At 61.3% G+C, this 13,821-nt stretch carries 14 protein-coding genes; 5 read left to right on the top strand and 9 right to left on the bottom strand.

Annotated features, from left to right (window positions below; all coding sequences use genetic code 11):
* The first annotated feature begins 34 nt into the window (after positions 1-34).
* Entirely contained in the window at positions 35-652 is a 618-nt protein-coding gene (locus QPJ95_RS06800) for a TetR/AcrR family transcriptional regulator (protein ID WP_270917648.1), read from the top strand.
* Positions 653-679: 27 nt separating this feature from the next.
* Here QPJ95_RS06800 and QPJ95_RS06795 read toward each other — a convergent pair whose 3' ends face one another.
* Entirely contained in the window at positions 680-1,180 is a 501-nt protein-coding gene (locus tag QPJ95_RS06795; protein WP_270917649.1) for a c-type cytochrome, read from the bottom strand.
* 134 nt (positions 1,181-1,314) lie between these two features.
* Between QPJ95_RS06795 and QPJ95_RS06790 the strand changes: the two genes are divergently transcribed.
* Entirely contained in the window at positions 1,315-2,994 is a 1,680-nt protein-coding gene (locus QPJ95_RS06790; protein WP_270917650.1) for a Y-family DNA polymerase, read from the top strand.
* 64 nt (positions 2,995-3,058) lie between these two features.
* Positions 3,059-3,748: an ArsR/SmtB family transcription factor gene (locus QPJ95_RS06785; protein WP_270917651.1), complete on the top strand. Its 690-nt coding sequence runs from the start codon at positions 3,059-3,061 to the stop codon at positions 3,746-3,748.
* A gap of 254 nt (positions 3,749-4,002) precedes the next feature.
* Here the strand turns inward: QPJ95_RS06785 and QPJ95_RS06780 are convergent, their stop codons facing one another.
* The 3 genes from QPJ95_RS06780 to QPJ95_RS06770 form a co-directional block, all read right to left on the bottom strand.
* Positions 4,003-4,746 carry a C40 family peptidase gene (locus tag QPJ95_RS06780; protein ID WP_270917652.1) on the bottom strand — a complete coding sequence of 248 codons (744 nt, stop codon included), beginning with the start codon at positions 4,744-4,746 and terminating at the stop codon, positions 4,003-4,005.
* Positions 4,743-6,125, bottom strand: coding sequence for a leucyl aminopeptidase family protein (locus tag QPJ95_RS06775; protein ID WP_270917653.1), 1,383 nt, complete (start codon positions 6,123-6,125; stop codon positions 4,743-4,745). The genes QPJ95_RS06780 and QPJ95_RS06775 overlap by 4 nt, the downstream gene beginning before the upstream one ends.
* A 92-nt stretch (positions 6,126-6,217) precedes the next feature.
* Entirely contained in the window at positions 6,218-6,598 is a 381-nt protein-coding gene (locus tag QPJ95_RS06770) for a hypothetical protein (RefSeq protein ID WP_270917654.1), read from the bottom strand.
* Positions 6,599-6,752: 154 nt separating this feature from the next.
* Here QPJ95_RS06770 and QPJ95_RS06765 point away from each other — a divergent pair, with 154 nt between their 5' ends.
* Positions 6,753-7,403, top strand: coding sequence for a carbonic anhydrase (locus QPJ95_RS06765; RefSeq protein WP_270917655.1), 651 nt, complete (start codon positions 6,753-6,755; stop codon positions 7,401-7,403).
* On the opposite strand, the gene QPJ95_RS06760 is transcribed toward QPJ95_RS06765, so the two are convergent.
* Positions 7,390-8,556, bottom strand: a complete 1,167-nt coding sequence (locus QPJ95_RS06760) for a DUF3095 domain-containing protein (protein ID WP_270917656.1) — start codon at positions 8,554-8,556, stop codon at positions 7,390-7,392. The two genes, QPJ95_RS06765 and QPJ95_RS06760, sit on opposite strands and share 14 nt — an antisense overlap.
* A 235-nt stretch (positions 8,557-8,791) precedes the next feature.
* On the opposite strand from QPJ95_RS06760, the gene QPJ95_RS06755 reads away from it, so the two are divergent.
* On the top strand, positions 8,792-9,814 hold the full coding sequence (locus QPJ95_RS06755; protein ID WP_270917657.1) for an aspartate-semialdehyde dehydrogenase: 1,023 nt from the start codon (positions 8,792-8,794) through the stop codon (positions 9,812-9,814).
* 114 nt (positions 9,815-9,928) lie between these two features.
* Here QPJ95_RS06755 and QPJ95_RS06750 read toward each other — a convergent pair whose 3' ends face one another.
* From QPJ95_RS06750 to QPJ95_RS06735, 4 genes are read right to left on the bottom strand one after another with little or no spacing between them, the layout of a single operon-like run.
* The gene (locus QPJ95_RS06750) at positions 9,929-10,699 is read right to left on the bottom strand and encodes an HpcH/HpaI aldolase family protein (protein WP_270917658.1); all 771 of its coding nucleotides are present in this window, start codon (positions 10,697-10,699) and stop codon (positions 9,929-9,931) included.
* A gap of 13 nt (positions 10,700-10,712) precedes the next feature.
* The gene (gene hpaH / locus QPJ95_RS06745; protein ID WP_270917659.1) at positions 10,713-11,513 is read right to left on the bottom strand and encodes a 2-oxo-hept-4-ene-1,7-dioate hydratase; all 801 of its coding nucleotides are present in this window, start codon (positions 11,511-11,513) and stop codon (positions 10,713-10,715) included.
* On the bottom strand, positions 11,510-12,388 hold the full coding sequence (locus QPJ95_RS06740; protein ID WP_270917660.1) for a fumarylacetoacetate hydrolase family protein: 879 nt from the start codon (positions 12,386-12,388) through the stop codon (positions 11,510-11,512). Before QPJ95_RS06740 ends, hpaH begins: the two co-directional genes overlap by 4 nt.
* Complete coding sequence (locus QPJ95_RS06735) at positions 12,388-13,800, bottom strand: pyridoxal phosphate-dependent decarboxylase family protein (protein ID WP_270917661.1); 1,413 nt, start codon at positions 13,798-13,800, stop codon at positions 12,388-12,390. The genes QPJ95_RS06740 and QPJ95_RS06735 overlap by 1 nt, the downstream gene beginning before the upstream one ends.
* Between the last annotated feature and the right edge of the window lie 21 nt (positions 13,801-13,821).

Raw genomic sequence — 13,821 nt, 5'->3', positions numbered from 1 at the left:
CCAAGACTATGGCCTGTGCCCCAAAGGAACCTTGATGAACCAGCCTGCCACCATTCTGCGGACCGGCCGCAAATTTGATCAGGTGCTGGAAGGCGCACGCGACGTGTTTATGGCGGATGGGTTCGAAGGTGCCAGTGTCGATGATATTGCCCGTGCTGCTGGCGTGTCCAAGGCGACATTATACAGCTATTTCCCCGACAAACGTTTGCTGTTCATGGAGGTGGCGCGGCATGAGTGTGACCGCCAGGCCTGCGCTACGGTGGACCTGATCGAGACCAGCTGTTCGCCGCAACAGGTTCTGCAGGTCGCCGCGCGCCATATCCTGAATGTGATTTTGTCTGATTTCGGGCAAAAGATGTTCCGCATCTGCGTTGCCGAGGCGGAACGGTTTCCCGATCTCGGGCGTCAGTTTTATGAAAGCGGCCCAATGGTGGTCCGGGCGCGGATCAGGGAGTACCTGGAGCAAGCCACCGCGCGGGGTGAGCTGAGAATTGATGATTTCGATCTGGCGGCGGACCAACTGGCCGAGCTGTGCAAGGCGGATCTGTTTCCGCGCCTGATGTTCAATATCGATACGGATTTCAACGAGGCAGATCGGGAGCGGGTCACCAAAGGTGCGGTAGACACCTTCCTGGCCCGCTACGGGGTCTGAGGTGGTCTTGGCTCCGTTTCGTCTGCCCTAATGGGTAATGAATTCGTTGGGTTCCACCCGAAACCGCTGATGGCAACTCAGACAGCTGTGCAACAGGTTGGGCAGGCTGTGACGTAACCCATTGAGGGACGAGACGCTGAGCTGTCTGGCGGCCTGCTCTGAAATCTCTGCGCGGGCGCTGAAATCGTCCCAATAGGTCCAGATCTCGGGGCGGGCGTGGGACTGCGGATCCTGGTGCGGCGTCCTGAAGCGTCTTGAAATACGGCTGCTGGTTTGGACCAATACCCGCCGTGCAGCGCGGGCTTTGGCCGCGTTAAACACCATGCGCCCTGCCATCATATCGCCGAGGATGGCGACGGCGTCCTGGGCGGATAACATAAGGGCGATACGTTTCTTCACATTTTTGTTGGTGATTGGCGCTTGCGCGGTCAGGGCCGGCGCTGTCAGGCCAAGTGACCCGACCAGTATGACCAGCGCCAGAAGGTGGAAAACCCGGTGGGAAATTCGGTGGCTCAGTTTGTGGTTCACAGGGGATCTCCTTGGTTGAACGGTGCCCTTGACCGAATCGAATAAATGGAACAAAAAAGGAACACACGCTGGCCTGCCTATGGTGGTCGCCCAATATCCCTCACCCCGCGCCAAAAGTCTGCACATTCCCCGCCATGTCTCATCGTCGCATTCTGTCGCTCTGGTTTCCGCGCTTAGGCGCTGAACGTCTCATGCGGGCAAAACAGGCAGGCACTGCCGGGCCGCTGGCCGTGGTCGAGGAACTATCCAATACTCAGGTTATTTCTGCGTTAAATTGTGCCGCTGTGTCCGAGGGCCTGTGGGTCGGGCAACCGGTGCGCGACGCCTACGCCATGTGCGGGCATCTGCTGACTCGCAGTCGCAACGCTCCGGCCGAAAGGGTCTTTTTGACGGCGCTGCGGCGCTGGGCGGGTAAATACAGCCCCTGGGTGGCGGAACAGGAGCCGGATGGGTTGGTGATTGATCTGACCGGCTGCGCGCATCTGTTTGGCGGCGAGGCCGGGATGCTGGCCCAGGTCGAAGAGGATTGCAGCGACATGGGGCTTGGCGTGCAACTGGGCCTGGCCGATAGTCTCGGTGCGGCCTGGGCCCTGGCGCGCTATGCCGGGGTGCCGGCGGGCTCCGACCGCTCGGGGGATGCCATCTCGCAAGAGGCCCGCGCGACCCGGGCCAAGGCGCAAAACCGCAGCCCCAAGGACAGCGCCAAACGGCGCCACTGGACCCGGGGCGGGGCGGCGCCGCAGATGGTGGCCTTGCCGCATGGGGTGGCGCGGATTGCCGATCCGGGACAGACCTATGGCGCGCTTGCGCCGCTGCCGGTGGCGGCCCTGCGGCTGGAGGGTGCGATGGTGGCCCAGTTGAACCGCCTGGGCCTGCGCCGCGTCAGCGATCTCATGGACCAGCCCCGCGCCAGTCTGGCCCGCCGCTTTGGCCGAGGGCTGGTGATGCGGCTGGATCAGGCCATGGGCAGCGCCCCTGAGCCGGTCTCGCCCGGCCGCGCCCCGGATCACTTTGCGGTGCGGCTGACATTGCCCGAACCCATAGGGTTGATTGACGATCTGATGGCTGGGGTTGACCGTATGTTACCGCGCCTCTGTGCCCGGCTTGAGGAGCGCGGCAAGGGGATGCGCAGCCTGCGCCTTGAGGCGCATCGCACCGATCAGGCCGCCGAGGTGGTGGTGGTTGGCTTCGCCCGTCCGCTGCGTGATCCGGGTCGCATTCGGCCGCTGCTGGAAATGAAACTGGACCAGATAGATGCGGGGTTTGGCATTGATATGCTGCGGCTCGAGGCGCTGCAGGTGGAGCCGATCCACGCGCGCACGGTGGCGGGGCATGTGCAGGCTGGGGCCGCAGCACAGCAGCGGGTCGACGGCGGCAATGGGCTGGAGGATCTGATTGGCCGGCTGGGCGCACGGGTCGGGCTCGAGATGATCACCCGCTACCATCCGGTTGACACCCATATCCCGGAAAAAACGGCCAAGCTGCTGGCTGCCGCCTGGTCCGAACCGGCGCCGCACTGGCCCGCCGCGCCGCAGCCACGACCGTTGCTGATGTGGCAACCCGAACTGGTCAGCGCCGCTGACAGCCCGGTGTTGTCGGACCAGTTTCGCTGGCGCGGCCAGCACTGGCAGTTGGCTCAGGCGCAGGGCCCCGAACGGATCGCCCCGGAGTGGTGGCTGGATGATCCCAACTGGCGCAATGGTGTGCGGGACTATTGGGTGGTGGTGACCTCATCGGGGGCGCGGCTGTGGCTGTTCTACGCCCATGGCGGCGGGCTGTCGCCGGGCTGGTTCTGTCAGGGCAGTTTTGCCTGACATTTCGCCGCCGGGCGAAGGGTTTTTGATAGGGTTGCAGCCCGACCCGGGTTAGGCTGCTGCCATGAGAACACCTCGTTTTGATATTCTGGGTCAGGCCATCAGCGACGCCAGCCGCACCCGCATGCTCTGCGAGTTGATGGAGGGGCGCGCCTATACCAACAAAGAGCTGGCCAGCGCGGCCGGCATCACCCCTCAGACCGCCACCGCCCATCTGCGGATGTTGCAAAACGCTGGGCTGGTCACCGCAGAGAAAAGCGGCCGCTGCGTCTATCACCGGCTGGCCAGCCCCGAAGTCGCCCAGGCCCTGGAGCAATTGGCGGCGATTGCGCCAGCCGACAGTCTCTACCGCAACCAGCAGCGCAAAGCGGGTGATCTGGCCACGGTGCGCAGTTGCTATGATCATCTTGCCGGACCATTGGCGGTGGCCTTGGCCAAGGCGTTTCTGGCCCGCGGCATGCTGGTCGAGGACAACGGCGGCTATCGCGCCGCGCCGTCCGACTTATGGCACGCGCTCGGGGTGACATTGCCGGACCGGGTGGGGCGACAAGCTTTTGTCCGGCCCTGTCTGGACTGGACCGAACGCCAGCCGCATGTGGCGGGAGCACTGGGGCGGCAACTTCTGAGCCATGCGATGGATGCGGGCTGGCTGCAGCGCCATGCCCATAAACGCGGGCTGTTGCTCACGGCGCCGGGGCGGGCAGCGTTTGATCAGATCCTGGATTTCCGCCGCGCCGAGGTGGCCGCTGGATAATTGGATCTCCCGGCAGCGTCTTGCCGAGCCCAGCGGGCCGCGACCTGGCCTGCAACGCCAGTTGATCCACGTGGCAAAATAGCCCGCTGAGTTACGGTGTATTTCCCAACTGCACCAAAGGATTCTGTTGCACGGGTGCAGAATGAGTATTTCAGGCAAAAAGAAATGGCGGGCATGCACTTCCTTAAGTGTTTCTTTTTGCTAAAAATACTCATGTTTAACGGCCTGAAAAAAACGCTGTCGTGGCGGCCTGTTTAAAGCAGCCGTTTATGCGCTGTCACCGCACCGTCACCCTGGGCCAAAATCCTGTCGATAGCGGGCTGTAACGGCTCCAGCGCCACCGCCATATGAAACGCATTGGCATGGACCAGCGTCTCACAGTCGCGCACCAGCGCGACATGGCCTTTCCAGAACAACAGATCGCCGCGCCGATAGTTGCCCCCATTGGGCGGGGCATAATTGCCCAATGCCCGCTCTTGCGGGCCACTGTCGCCGGGGCAGGGCAGGCCGCAGGCCAGCAGGGAGGCCTGCACCAACCCCGAGCAATCAATCCCCAATCGGCTGTTTCCACCCCACAGATAGGGGGTGCCCAGGAACAGCTCGGCCACCGCAACCGGGTCCTTCAGATGCAGCTCAAGTGGCGACAAATGTGGGGTGGGGATGAATCCATCCGGGGTTTCGGAAAACCGCTCACCCTGTGACAGCAGCTGCACCTGGCTGCCAAAACTCAGGCTGTGCAGGTCCGGGGATTTGAAATCTGGCCGCGTGTAAACATGGGTCGCCACCGCGCTGACCCAATGGGTGGTCTGGACCGCCGCCGCCAATGCGGCGCTTGGCACATAGCCGGGATAGCCATCCTTGGCCGCCACGATCTGCGCCCAGCCGCCTTGCTTATCCTTGACAGTGACCTGTTCCCCCCAGATTAGCTGCCGCTGGCGCGCCCCCTCGGGCTGATCCAGCAGGTCAACCACCGGGCGGATGATCTGGCATTTGCTCATAGGCTCAGCATCTTGGTCAGGGCGGCAAACAGGGCCCGCGCGCCCTGACCTGCGCCGCCTTTGGGCTGGGCGGGAGCCGCCGTGGGGTTCCATCCGTAGATGTCAAAGTGGATATACCGGCTGGCGCCAGCAAAGCGACGCAGGAACAGCGCGGCGGTGATCGAGCCGGCAAAGCCCCCGGCCGGTGCATTGTCGAGATCAGCAATGCCCGGTTCGATCCTGGCCTCATAGGGGGTGTGGAACGGCAGCCGCCAAACCGGATCGGCACTACCATTGGCCGCTGAGGCAAGCGCCGCCGCGTCACTATCGTTGTCGGTAAAGAACGGCGCCAGATCCGGCCCAACCGCAACCCGCGCGGCGCCGGTCAGCGTTGCCATCGAGATCAGCAGATCCGGCTTGCCCTCCGCCGCCAGCGCCAGCGCGTCGGCCAGCACCAGACGGCCCTCGGCATCGGTATTGTTGATCTCAACCGTCAACCCCTTGCGTGAAGTCAGCACGTCGCCGGGGCGGAATGCGGTGGCAGACACCGAGTTCTCGACCGCCGGGATCAGCAGCCGCAATTGCAGCGGCAGACCCGCTGCCATGATCATCCGTGCCAGCCCCAGCACGGTGGCAGCGCCGCCCATATCTTTCTTCATCAGCCCCATGCTGGCACCGGGTTTCAGGTTCAGCCCGCCGGTGTCAAAGCAGACGCCTTTGCCCACCAGAGTCAGCTTGGGGCCGGATGTCCCCCAGCTCATGTCGATCAGCCGCGGCCGCCGCTCCGAGGCGCGGCCAACGGCATGGATCATCGGCAGGTTCTGCTCCAGCAGTGCCGCGTCCGTCGTCACCGATATAGTGGCGCCAAACTGCTGGGCCAGGGTTTCAGCCGCCGCCTGCAGCTCGTCCGGTCCCATGTCCGAGGACGGCGTATTGATCAGATCACGGGTCAGGCATTCCGCAGCAGCCAGCGATTCAATACCCGCCGAATCAACACCTTCGGGCGCGATTAATGCGGCGTTCATTTCAGCCTGGTGGTGGTAGCGACCAAAGCGATAGCTGCTGAGCAGCCAGCCAAGGCATTCGATATCCAGTGCCTGCGGATCCAGCCCCGAGGCAATCCTGTATACCCCCTTGGGAAGTTTCTCGGCGGCACCAGCCAGCACAAACCGGCGCCGAGCCCGTTGCGCCGGGGTGCCATAGCCAGCCAGCGCCATCTCGGGTTTGCCGCTGGGGCCGGGCACCAGCAGCATCTGTCCGCAAGCACCGGTAAACCCGTTGGTCTGCGCCCAGTCGGCAACATGGTCGGGTTGGCGTTGCAGCCAGTCTTTGCATTTGTCCTGATCAATAACATGCAGCGGCAGGGCGACATCCGAGGGCGGGGCAAAGACAGGCGGCATCACGATACTCCGGATGTGGGGACAATTTCGTCCTAGAGTATCTGGCACCACGCCGTCCGCAAGCCCTGGCTGCAGGATTATGTGCTGTTAAATCAGACCGAGAGGTCTTGCTGCTCCCATACGGCAGTCAGCGACCGTTCGCCCACCCGCAGCAGCCGGAACAGGGTCGCCGCTATGGCTGGTTGGTCGCCGCTATCAACCGCGTCGGTCACATCGCGGGCAATGGCGGCCATGGCGCTCATGCCGATCTGTTCGGCAATGGCGACCAGGGATCGCGCGCTTTTGCGCAGGTTCGCCAAATCGTCTTGCCGCCACAGACGCTCGCAGTGCGACAGCCGCACCGCCAATTCCTCGATGGCGCGGCAAACCACGTCTTCGGCACCGGCCTCGCCCAGCTGAGCATAGAGTTCGTTCAGTTTCCCCGGATCAAGCCGGACCGTTTCGTTATGTATGACAGTCAAAATATTAGCCACTAGAGTTCACCCCAAATATCTGTACCCCCACGGCACGGGATAAACATTGCGGTCTACTGGTTTTCAAAAGGTTTCTTTGGGGTGATCATCTCTCTCGAATTTGCTAACAATACAGGATAATAGCCCAGCGAACTATCAACTCAGGGATTGATACATGGAATTTGCCAAGCCACTGCCCGGTTATCTTGTGACGCGCTATCATGGCTGGAAAGCCACGTCTTATGAGGAAAATAAGGGGTGGTATCGCCGTCTGGCGAGCGAAGGACAGCGTCCCCGCGCCATGGTTATCTCGTGCTGTGACAGCCGTGTGCATGTGACATCGATCTTTGGCGCTGACCAGGGTGAGTTCTTTATCCATAGAAATATCGCTAATTTGGTGCCACCTTTTCAGCCCGATGGCGACCATCACGGCACCAGTGCGACGGTAGAGTACGCTGTGACGGTGCTGAACGTGGCGCATTTGATTGTGCTGGGCCATTCACAATGCGGCGGAGTCGAGGGCTGCATTGACATGTGCAATGGTCACGCCCCCGAATTAGAGGCCAAGGACAGCTTTGTTGGCCGCTGGATGGATATCCTGAAACCCAAGTATGAACTGGTGCGCGATATCGAGGATAAAGAAGAGCAGTTAAGGCAGCTGGAAAAGCAGGCGGTGGTGGCCTCGCTGGAAAACCTGATGAGCTTTCCTTTTGTTGCGAAGGCGGTAGAGGACGGCACCCTTAGCCTGCACGGATTGTGGACCGACATCGGCGAGGGTGGGCTGCAATGTTTCGATCCCAAGCGGGATCTGTTCATCCAGGTCTGAGCCCGGCCTGCTGGTCCTTTGCCTTCAGAGCTGCGGCGGCGCTGGCATAGCCACCCGTCGCGCCGTCGACAAAATGCACATGGTCGTCCCGCGTCGCCGAGGGCACGATGCAGGTGACCATGGCCTCGTCCTGTTCGTGCAGACCATAGCGGATGTGACCCGCGGTGGTGGCACGCTGCAACAGGTCAATCAGTTGATTGCGGGTCTCGGGATCGCAGTCGATGGTCATCTTCAAGCCGTCGTCAAATTTGCGAAAATCGGCATTGGTGCTCAGCATGGCGCGATAGTGAACCGGATCAAACGATCCAAAGCGCCTGCCGCTCCGCATCATCAAGCCGGCAATAGCGCTATTCACCAGCAGCCTTATCTTGCGCAGAGCCAGCGGCGTGCTGCCGCGCGACACATGCGCCTCCAGCGCCAGCCCCCGGGGGGGGTAATGCAGCGGCGGGCCGCTTTGCGGCACCGGGTGACCGCTGCGCTCCAACTGTGCCGCCAGTGCCAGAACGTCGCGGACCACCTGCAAAAACCCGCGGCTCTCACCCTGCCGTGGTGGCAGCATCACCAGTGAAATAATACTGCCGTTGCGCGCCCTGATGTTGCTCCACCTGCAGGACAACCCGGTCAGATCTGGTGGGGTGACATGCTCCGAGGCGGGGACAGAAAATCCGTCCGCCTTCATTTGCTGTTCGGCCCAGGCCAGACCACCGCCGCTGAACATGGCATAATCGACGCCCGCAGAGACCGCATGGCGGGCGACCCGAACCTCCAGCCCCTCGGCGCGGATCCATGCGACGGGCAGCAGGGCGGCCCGCAGATCAACGCTGAATTCAGCAGAGACCCAGCTGCGCAGGTTGGACAGGATCTGGTGGCAGCTGTCCTGTTCCGCTGGGGGAATTGCAAAGGAGGCCCCATCACCGCCAAACACATAGGGAAAGGCACGCCCCTGCATGGCATTGATCAGCGCCGAAATCACCGAGGCCCCGATCATATTCACGGTCTTATATCGCCCGGCGGCAATCAGCCCGGTGGAATCGACAATGTCACAGCACCCGACCAGCCAGTCTTGCGGTAACGGGGTGAAAGCTTTGGGTTGGGCCAGATCAGAGAACTTGTCTCGGCGTGGTAAGTCCTCATAGAATCTGTGCGTTTTCATAGCCTACCCATGCCAGCAGCTGCCCGGATCAAACTAGCCGAATTTTCCGTCAGGTCCACCGACCAACCTCGGCCCCGACCGTAAGGTTGCGTGAAAAATAGGCACTCAGTCACATATATACCCTTATATACCCTGTAGACGCGGCAGAGGGCGCTTCTGACCTTTCCGGCAGGGGGGATTCCCGATATGAGACCGCAGCCGGTCATGGGACCGGCTCTAATATTGGAGAGACACTATGGGTTATCGCGTCGCCGTCGTCGGCGCCACGGGCAACGTGGGCCGTGAAATGCTGAACATCCTGGCTGAGCGCCAGTTTCCAGTTGATGAGATTGTCGTGCTGGCAAGTCGGAGATCGCTGGGATCTGAAGTCAGCTTTGGTGAGCGAACTTTGAAAACCACCGACCTGGACACGTTCGACTTTACCGGCTGGGATATGGCTTTGTTTGCGATCGGGTCCGACGCGACCAAGATCTATGCGCCCAAGGCAGCCGCTGCTGGCTGCGTGGTGATCGATAACTCGTCGCTGTACCGCTATGACCCTGATATTCCGCTGATCGTGCCCGAGGTCAACCCTCAGGCGGTCCACGGCTATGCCAAGAAAAACATCATCGCCAACCCCAACTGCTCGACCGCGCAGATGGTGGTGGCGCTGAAGCCGTTGCACGACCGTGCCACCATCAAACGGGTGGTGGTCTCGACCTATCAGTCGGTTTCTGGGTCCGGCACCAAGGGCATCGACGAGCTGTGGGATCAGACCAAATCGATCTACAACCCGACCGATAACAAACCGCCTAGGACCTTTACCAAGCAGATTGCGTTCAACGTGATCCCGCATATCGACGTGTTCCTGGATTCGGGTGAGACCAAGGAAGAGTGGAAGATGGTCGCCGAGACCAAGAAGATCATCGACACCAAGATCAAGGTCACTGCGACCTGTGTGCGGGTGCCGGTGTTTGTTGGCCACTCCGAGGCGATCAACATCGAATTCGAAGACTTCCTGGATGAAGACGAGGCCCGCGACATCCTGCGCGAATCGCCCGGCATCATGGTGATCGATAAACGTGAAGACGGTGGTTATGTGACCCCGGTGGAATGTGTTGGCGATTTCGCCACCTTCATCAGCCGCATTCGTCAGGACAGCACCATCGATAACGGTTTGAACCTGTGGTGTGTTTCCGACAACCTGCGCAAGGGTGCCGCCCTGAATGCGGTGCAGATCGCCGAACTTCTGGGTCGTGAAGTGCTCAAGAAGGGCTAAGCCAAGGCTTTGTTTGAAGAGGGGCTTTCTCGCAAGAGAGAGCCCCTTTTCTTATGCGTGCCAGATCGCTATCAGGCCGCTCCCTGGGCGCCCGTCAGTTCCGCTGGGCCGTCGCTATTTTGCCTTCCAATGCGCCGCCAGGGCGCGGGCTGATTGAACCAGCAGCAAAACGTCGATACCGACGGCAAGAAACTGTGCTCCCATATCCAGATAAGATTGCGTCGCCTCCTCGCTGATGCCCAGAATGCCCGGCGCCTTGCCCGAGGCGGAAATCCTGGACAGGGCATCGGCAATCACCTGGCGCACTTGCGGATGGGCCGCATTGCCTTGAAATCCCATGTCGGTGGACAGATCCGCCGGACCGATGAACACTCCGTCTACGCCTTCAACCGTCAGGATTTCGTCCAGCGCCGCAATCCCGGCCCGGTTCTCCACCTGCAACAGCACGCAGATCTGCTGATCGGCGGTCTGGATATACTCGCTGACTGACCCAAACCCAGTGGCCCGTGCGGCGGTTGCCCCAACACCCCGCGTTCCATGTGGTGGATACTGGCAGGCCCGCACCACCTCGCGCGCTTGCTCGGCGCTTTCAATGATCGGCACCAGCACCGTCTGCGCGCCAGCATCCAGCACCTGTTTGAGAATCCATGTCTCGCTCACCGGCACCCGAACCACCGCATGGCTGTCCGAGGCCTGCAGCGCCATCAGCTGATCGCGGATAGAGCGGATGTCATTGGGCCCGTGCTCGCCATCAATGACCAGCCAGTCAAAGCCGGCAGTGCCCATGATTTCCGCAGCCGGGGCCTCGGCAAAGCTGAGCCAGCAGCCGATCTGGCGCTCGCCATTGGCAAGGGCTTGTTTGAATGGGTTGGTGGGAACAGCCATGGGAGACCCCTTTTTAGGCAAATGTGATTTCAACAGAGCCAAACGGGCCAAAATCAGCTGAGATTTCAGCGCCCGGAGGGCATTCAATGGGGCGAATGAACGACCCTGACAGGACGATATCCCCGGCCTCGATCTGTTGTCCATAGGTCGCCATGCGCCGCGCCAGCCACAAAACCGAGGTCACCGGATCATTCAGCACCCCAGCCGCCAGCCCGGTTTCCTCAACCGTGCCATTGAGGCTAACGATGGCACCGGTCCAGCGCAGATCATGGGCCTGCCCAGCATGGCGCTCACGTCCCAAAACGATACCGGCATTGGCCGCATTGTCGCTGATGGTATCGGTGACAATCCGCACCTGGCCACTTGCGGGGTCGGCGCGCTGGATGCGGGTATCGAGGATCTCCAGCGCCGGCGCCACGCATTTGGTTGCCATCAAAACATCCGCGCGCGTGATATCGGCAGCTGCCAGCGGCGCCTTCATGATGAACGCTATCTCGGCCTCAACGCGGGGCTGAATGAACCGGCTAGCGGGCACCACAGCGCCGGTTTCAAACAACATGTCGTCCAGCAATACACCGCTGTCCGGGGTGTCGATCTTGAGTGCATCCTGCATAGCGCGACTGGTCAGACCGATCTTCCAGCCGATCCGCCGCCGCCCCGACGCCAGCTTTTGCGCCACCAGCGCCGCTTGTACCGCATAGGCATCGTCCAGTGTCATGCCGGGATACCGCAAAGACAGCAGCCCGGATTGCTGACCAGTGATTTCCGCCTGAAACAGCGCCTCAGCCGCCTCGGCGTGTTGCTGCGGGGTCATGTCTCGTCCTTGCCAAACTCATCCTCAACCGTATTGCGCAGGATGCCGATGCCCTTGACCTCAACCTCGACCACATCGCCGGGCACCAGGTATTTCGGCGGATCAAACCGCGCGCCGGCCCCTGTTGGGGTGCCGGTGATAATAGTATCGCCGGGCACCAGGGTGGTAAAGGTTGAGATATAGGCGATCTCTTCGCGGATCGGGAACATCATCCGGTTTAGGGTATCGTCCTGGCGGGTCTCGCCGTTGACGCGGGTCTGGATGCGGGCATCGTCCAGTTGTGCCGCGTCGGTAAAGGGCACCAGCCAGGGGCCGATGGCGCCTGAATTGTCCCAGTTCTTGCCTTGGGTGACGTTGAACTTGGCATGGCGCACCCAGTCGCGGATGGTGCCCTCGTTGCACAGGGTCAGGGCGGCGATGTGATTATAGGCGTCTTCAGCTTTGATGCGGCGGCCACCCTTGCCGATGATAATTGCCACTTCGCCCTCATAATCCAGCGTGTGGTTTTCCGGTGGCCGGATCAGCGGCCGGCTGGCTCCGGTAAAGGAACGCGCAAACCGGGGGAACAGCGACATGTGCTTGGGCGCGGCTGACCCGTCTTTGTATTCCGCATTGCGGTCAGGGAAATTCACCCCAACGCAGAGGATCTTTTCGGGGTTGGGCACCGGGATTTCATAGGTGAAATCACTGTGGCTGACGGCTTTGCCCTGTGCGGCCTCTGCCAGCCTGTTCAGCCCATCGGCGGCGATCACATCGCGCATCGTAGGCCACTGGGGAAAATCGGGCGACAGGGCGATCATGCCAGAGTTCATACCTGTGTCACTGACCGCGCCGTAAAAGGTCTCGCCCTCGGCGGTATAGGTGGCAAAGCGCATTATGACAGTCCCTTGGCAATTTCTGTGATCACCTCATGGGCCATCATGACATCGTCTTTGGTGGTCTCAAACTGACCGGCCTGAAAGCGGATCACCAGATCTCCGTCAACGCGGGTCTGGGTCAGGTAGATGCGGCCATCATCGTTGATCGCATTGACCAGCCGCAGGTTCAGATCATCCAGATCAGCCACGCCGTTGGGCGCATAGCGAAAGCTCCACAGCGACCACATCGGCGGGGTGACGATTTCAAAATCCGCCGTGGCGGCCAGCCTGTCATGCAGCGAATTTGACCAGTTGATGTGGTCGCGCAACCGGTTGCGCAGCCCTTCCAGCCCATAAGTGCGCAGAACAAACCAGATCTTCAGCGCCCTAAAACGCCGCCCCAGCGGCACCGACCATTCCGAGTAATTGATAATACCGTCTTTGCCGTGGGTTTTCAGGTATTCCGGTTGGATCGCCAGTGTGCGCACCAGATCGTCGGGGGCCTTCAGGAAATGCGCCGAGCAGTCGAACTGCACGCCCAGCCATTTATGCGGGTTGAACACGATGGAATCTGCGCGCTCAATTCCCGGCCAGTAGTGGCGGTATTCCGGGCAGATCATCGCCGAGCCGGCCCAGGCCGCATCAACATGAGAATAGAGATCATATTTCTCTGCCACATCCAGACAGTCGGCAATCGGGTCGGTTGCGCCGGTGCCGGTGCCGCCAACGCAGAGGATCACCCCGGCCGGCTGTAGGCCCGCCGCCAGATCCGCCTTTATTGCGGTCTCTAGGGCCACGGGATCCATGCCGCGCCAATCGCCCTTGATCGGAATACGGATCAGGTTCTGCTGGCCAATGCCCGCCACCCAGATGGCGCGATCCACAGAGGTATGCACCTCGGAGGAGCAATAGATCCGTAGCGGTTTCTGTGCAAACAGCCCCTGCTGGTTGCCCTGCCAGTCCAGCGCCTTTTCGCGCATGGTCAACACTGCAGCCAGGGTGGCCGAGGAGGCCGAATCCTGAATGACGCCGGCAAAGCCATCCGGCAGGTCCAGCGACTGGCGCAGCCAGTCCATCATCCGGGTTTCCATCTCGGTCGCCGCGGGCGAGGTCTGCCACAACATGCATTGCGGTGCCAGCGCGCTGGTCAGAAACTCGGCCAATACAGACGGAGGCGAGGCATTGGCGGCAAAATAGGCAAAGAATCGCGGGTGCTGCCAATGGGTGATGCCCGGCATCACAATCTCTTCGAAATCTTGAAAGATCTTGTCCATGGTTTCGGGCGCTTCCGGTGGCGCAACCGGAAGCGCGTTCAGCACCTCGCCTGGTTCGGTCTGGGCGCGCACCGGACGGTCCCCAACGGTCAGGTGGTAATCTTGTGCCCAATCCGCGACCTTGCGGCCCCACTCGGAAAATTCATTCCATTTCATGCTCTTATCCTCTGCTCCGTG

The sequence above is a fragment of the Parasedimentitalea psychrophila genome, assembly GCF_030285785.1.
GTDB classification, from domain to species: Bacteria; Pseudomonadota; Alphaproteobacteria; order Rhodobacterales; family Rhodobacteraceae; genus Parasedimentitalea; species Parasedimentitalea psychrophila.
The sequence above is the reverse complement of the archived record's forward strand: the minus strand, read 5'-3'. Positions and strand labels throughout refer to the sequence as shown.

Excerpts from the sequence above, each read along its gene's own strand:
- QPJ95_RS06800 (WP_270917648.1), top strand. The coding sequence starts at position 35 with ATGAACCAGCCTGCCACCATTCTGCGGACCGGCCGCAAATTTGATCAG.
- QPJ95_RS06790 (WP_270917650.1), top strand. The coding sequence starts at position 1,315 with ATGTCTCATCGTCGCATTCTGTCGCTCTGGTTTCCGCGCTTAGGCGCT.
- QPJ95_RS06785 (WP_270917651.1), top strand. The coding sequence starts at position 3,059 with ATGAGAACACCTCGTTTTGATATTCTGGGTCAGGCCATCAGCGACGCC.
- QPJ95_RS06780 (WP_270917652.1), bottom strand. The coding sequence starts at position 4,746 with ATGAGCAAATGCCAGATCATCCGCCCGGTGGTTGACCTGCTGGATCAG.
- QPJ95_RS06775 (WP_270917653.1), bottom strand. The coding sequence starts at position 6,125 with ATGCCGCCTGTCTTTGCCCCGCCCTCGGATGTCGCCCTGCCGCTGCAT.
- QPJ95_RS06765 (WP_270917655.1), top strand. The coding sequence starts at position 6,753 with ATGGAATTTGCCAAGCCACTGCCCGGTTATCTTGTGACGCGCTATCAT.
- QPJ95_RS06760 (WP_270917656.1), bottom strand. The coding sequence starts at position 8,556 with ATGAAAACGCACAGATTCTATGAGGACTTACCACGCCGAGACAAGTTC.
- QPJ95_RS06755 (WP_270917657.1), top strand. The coding sequence starts at position 8,792 with ATGGGTTATCGCGTCGCCGTCGTCGGCGCCACGGGCAACGTGGGCCGT.
- QPJ95_RS06750 (WP_270917658.1), bottom strand. The coding sequence starts at position 10,699 with ATGGCTGTTCCCACCAACCCATTCAAACAAGCCCTTGCCAATGGCGAG.
- hpaH (WP_270917659.1), bottom strand. The coding sequence starts at position 11,513 with ATGACCCCGCAGCAACACGCCGAGGCGGCTGAGGCGCTGTTTCAGGCG.
- QPJ95_RS06740 (WP_270917660.1), bottom strand. The coding sequence starts at position 12,388 with ATGCGCTTTGCCACCTATACCGCCGAGGGCGAGACCTTTTACGGCGCG.
- QPJ95_RS06735 (WP_270917661.1), bottom strand. The coding sequence starts at position 13,800 with ATGAAATGGAATGAATTTTCCGAGTGGGGCCGCAAGGTCGCGGATTGG.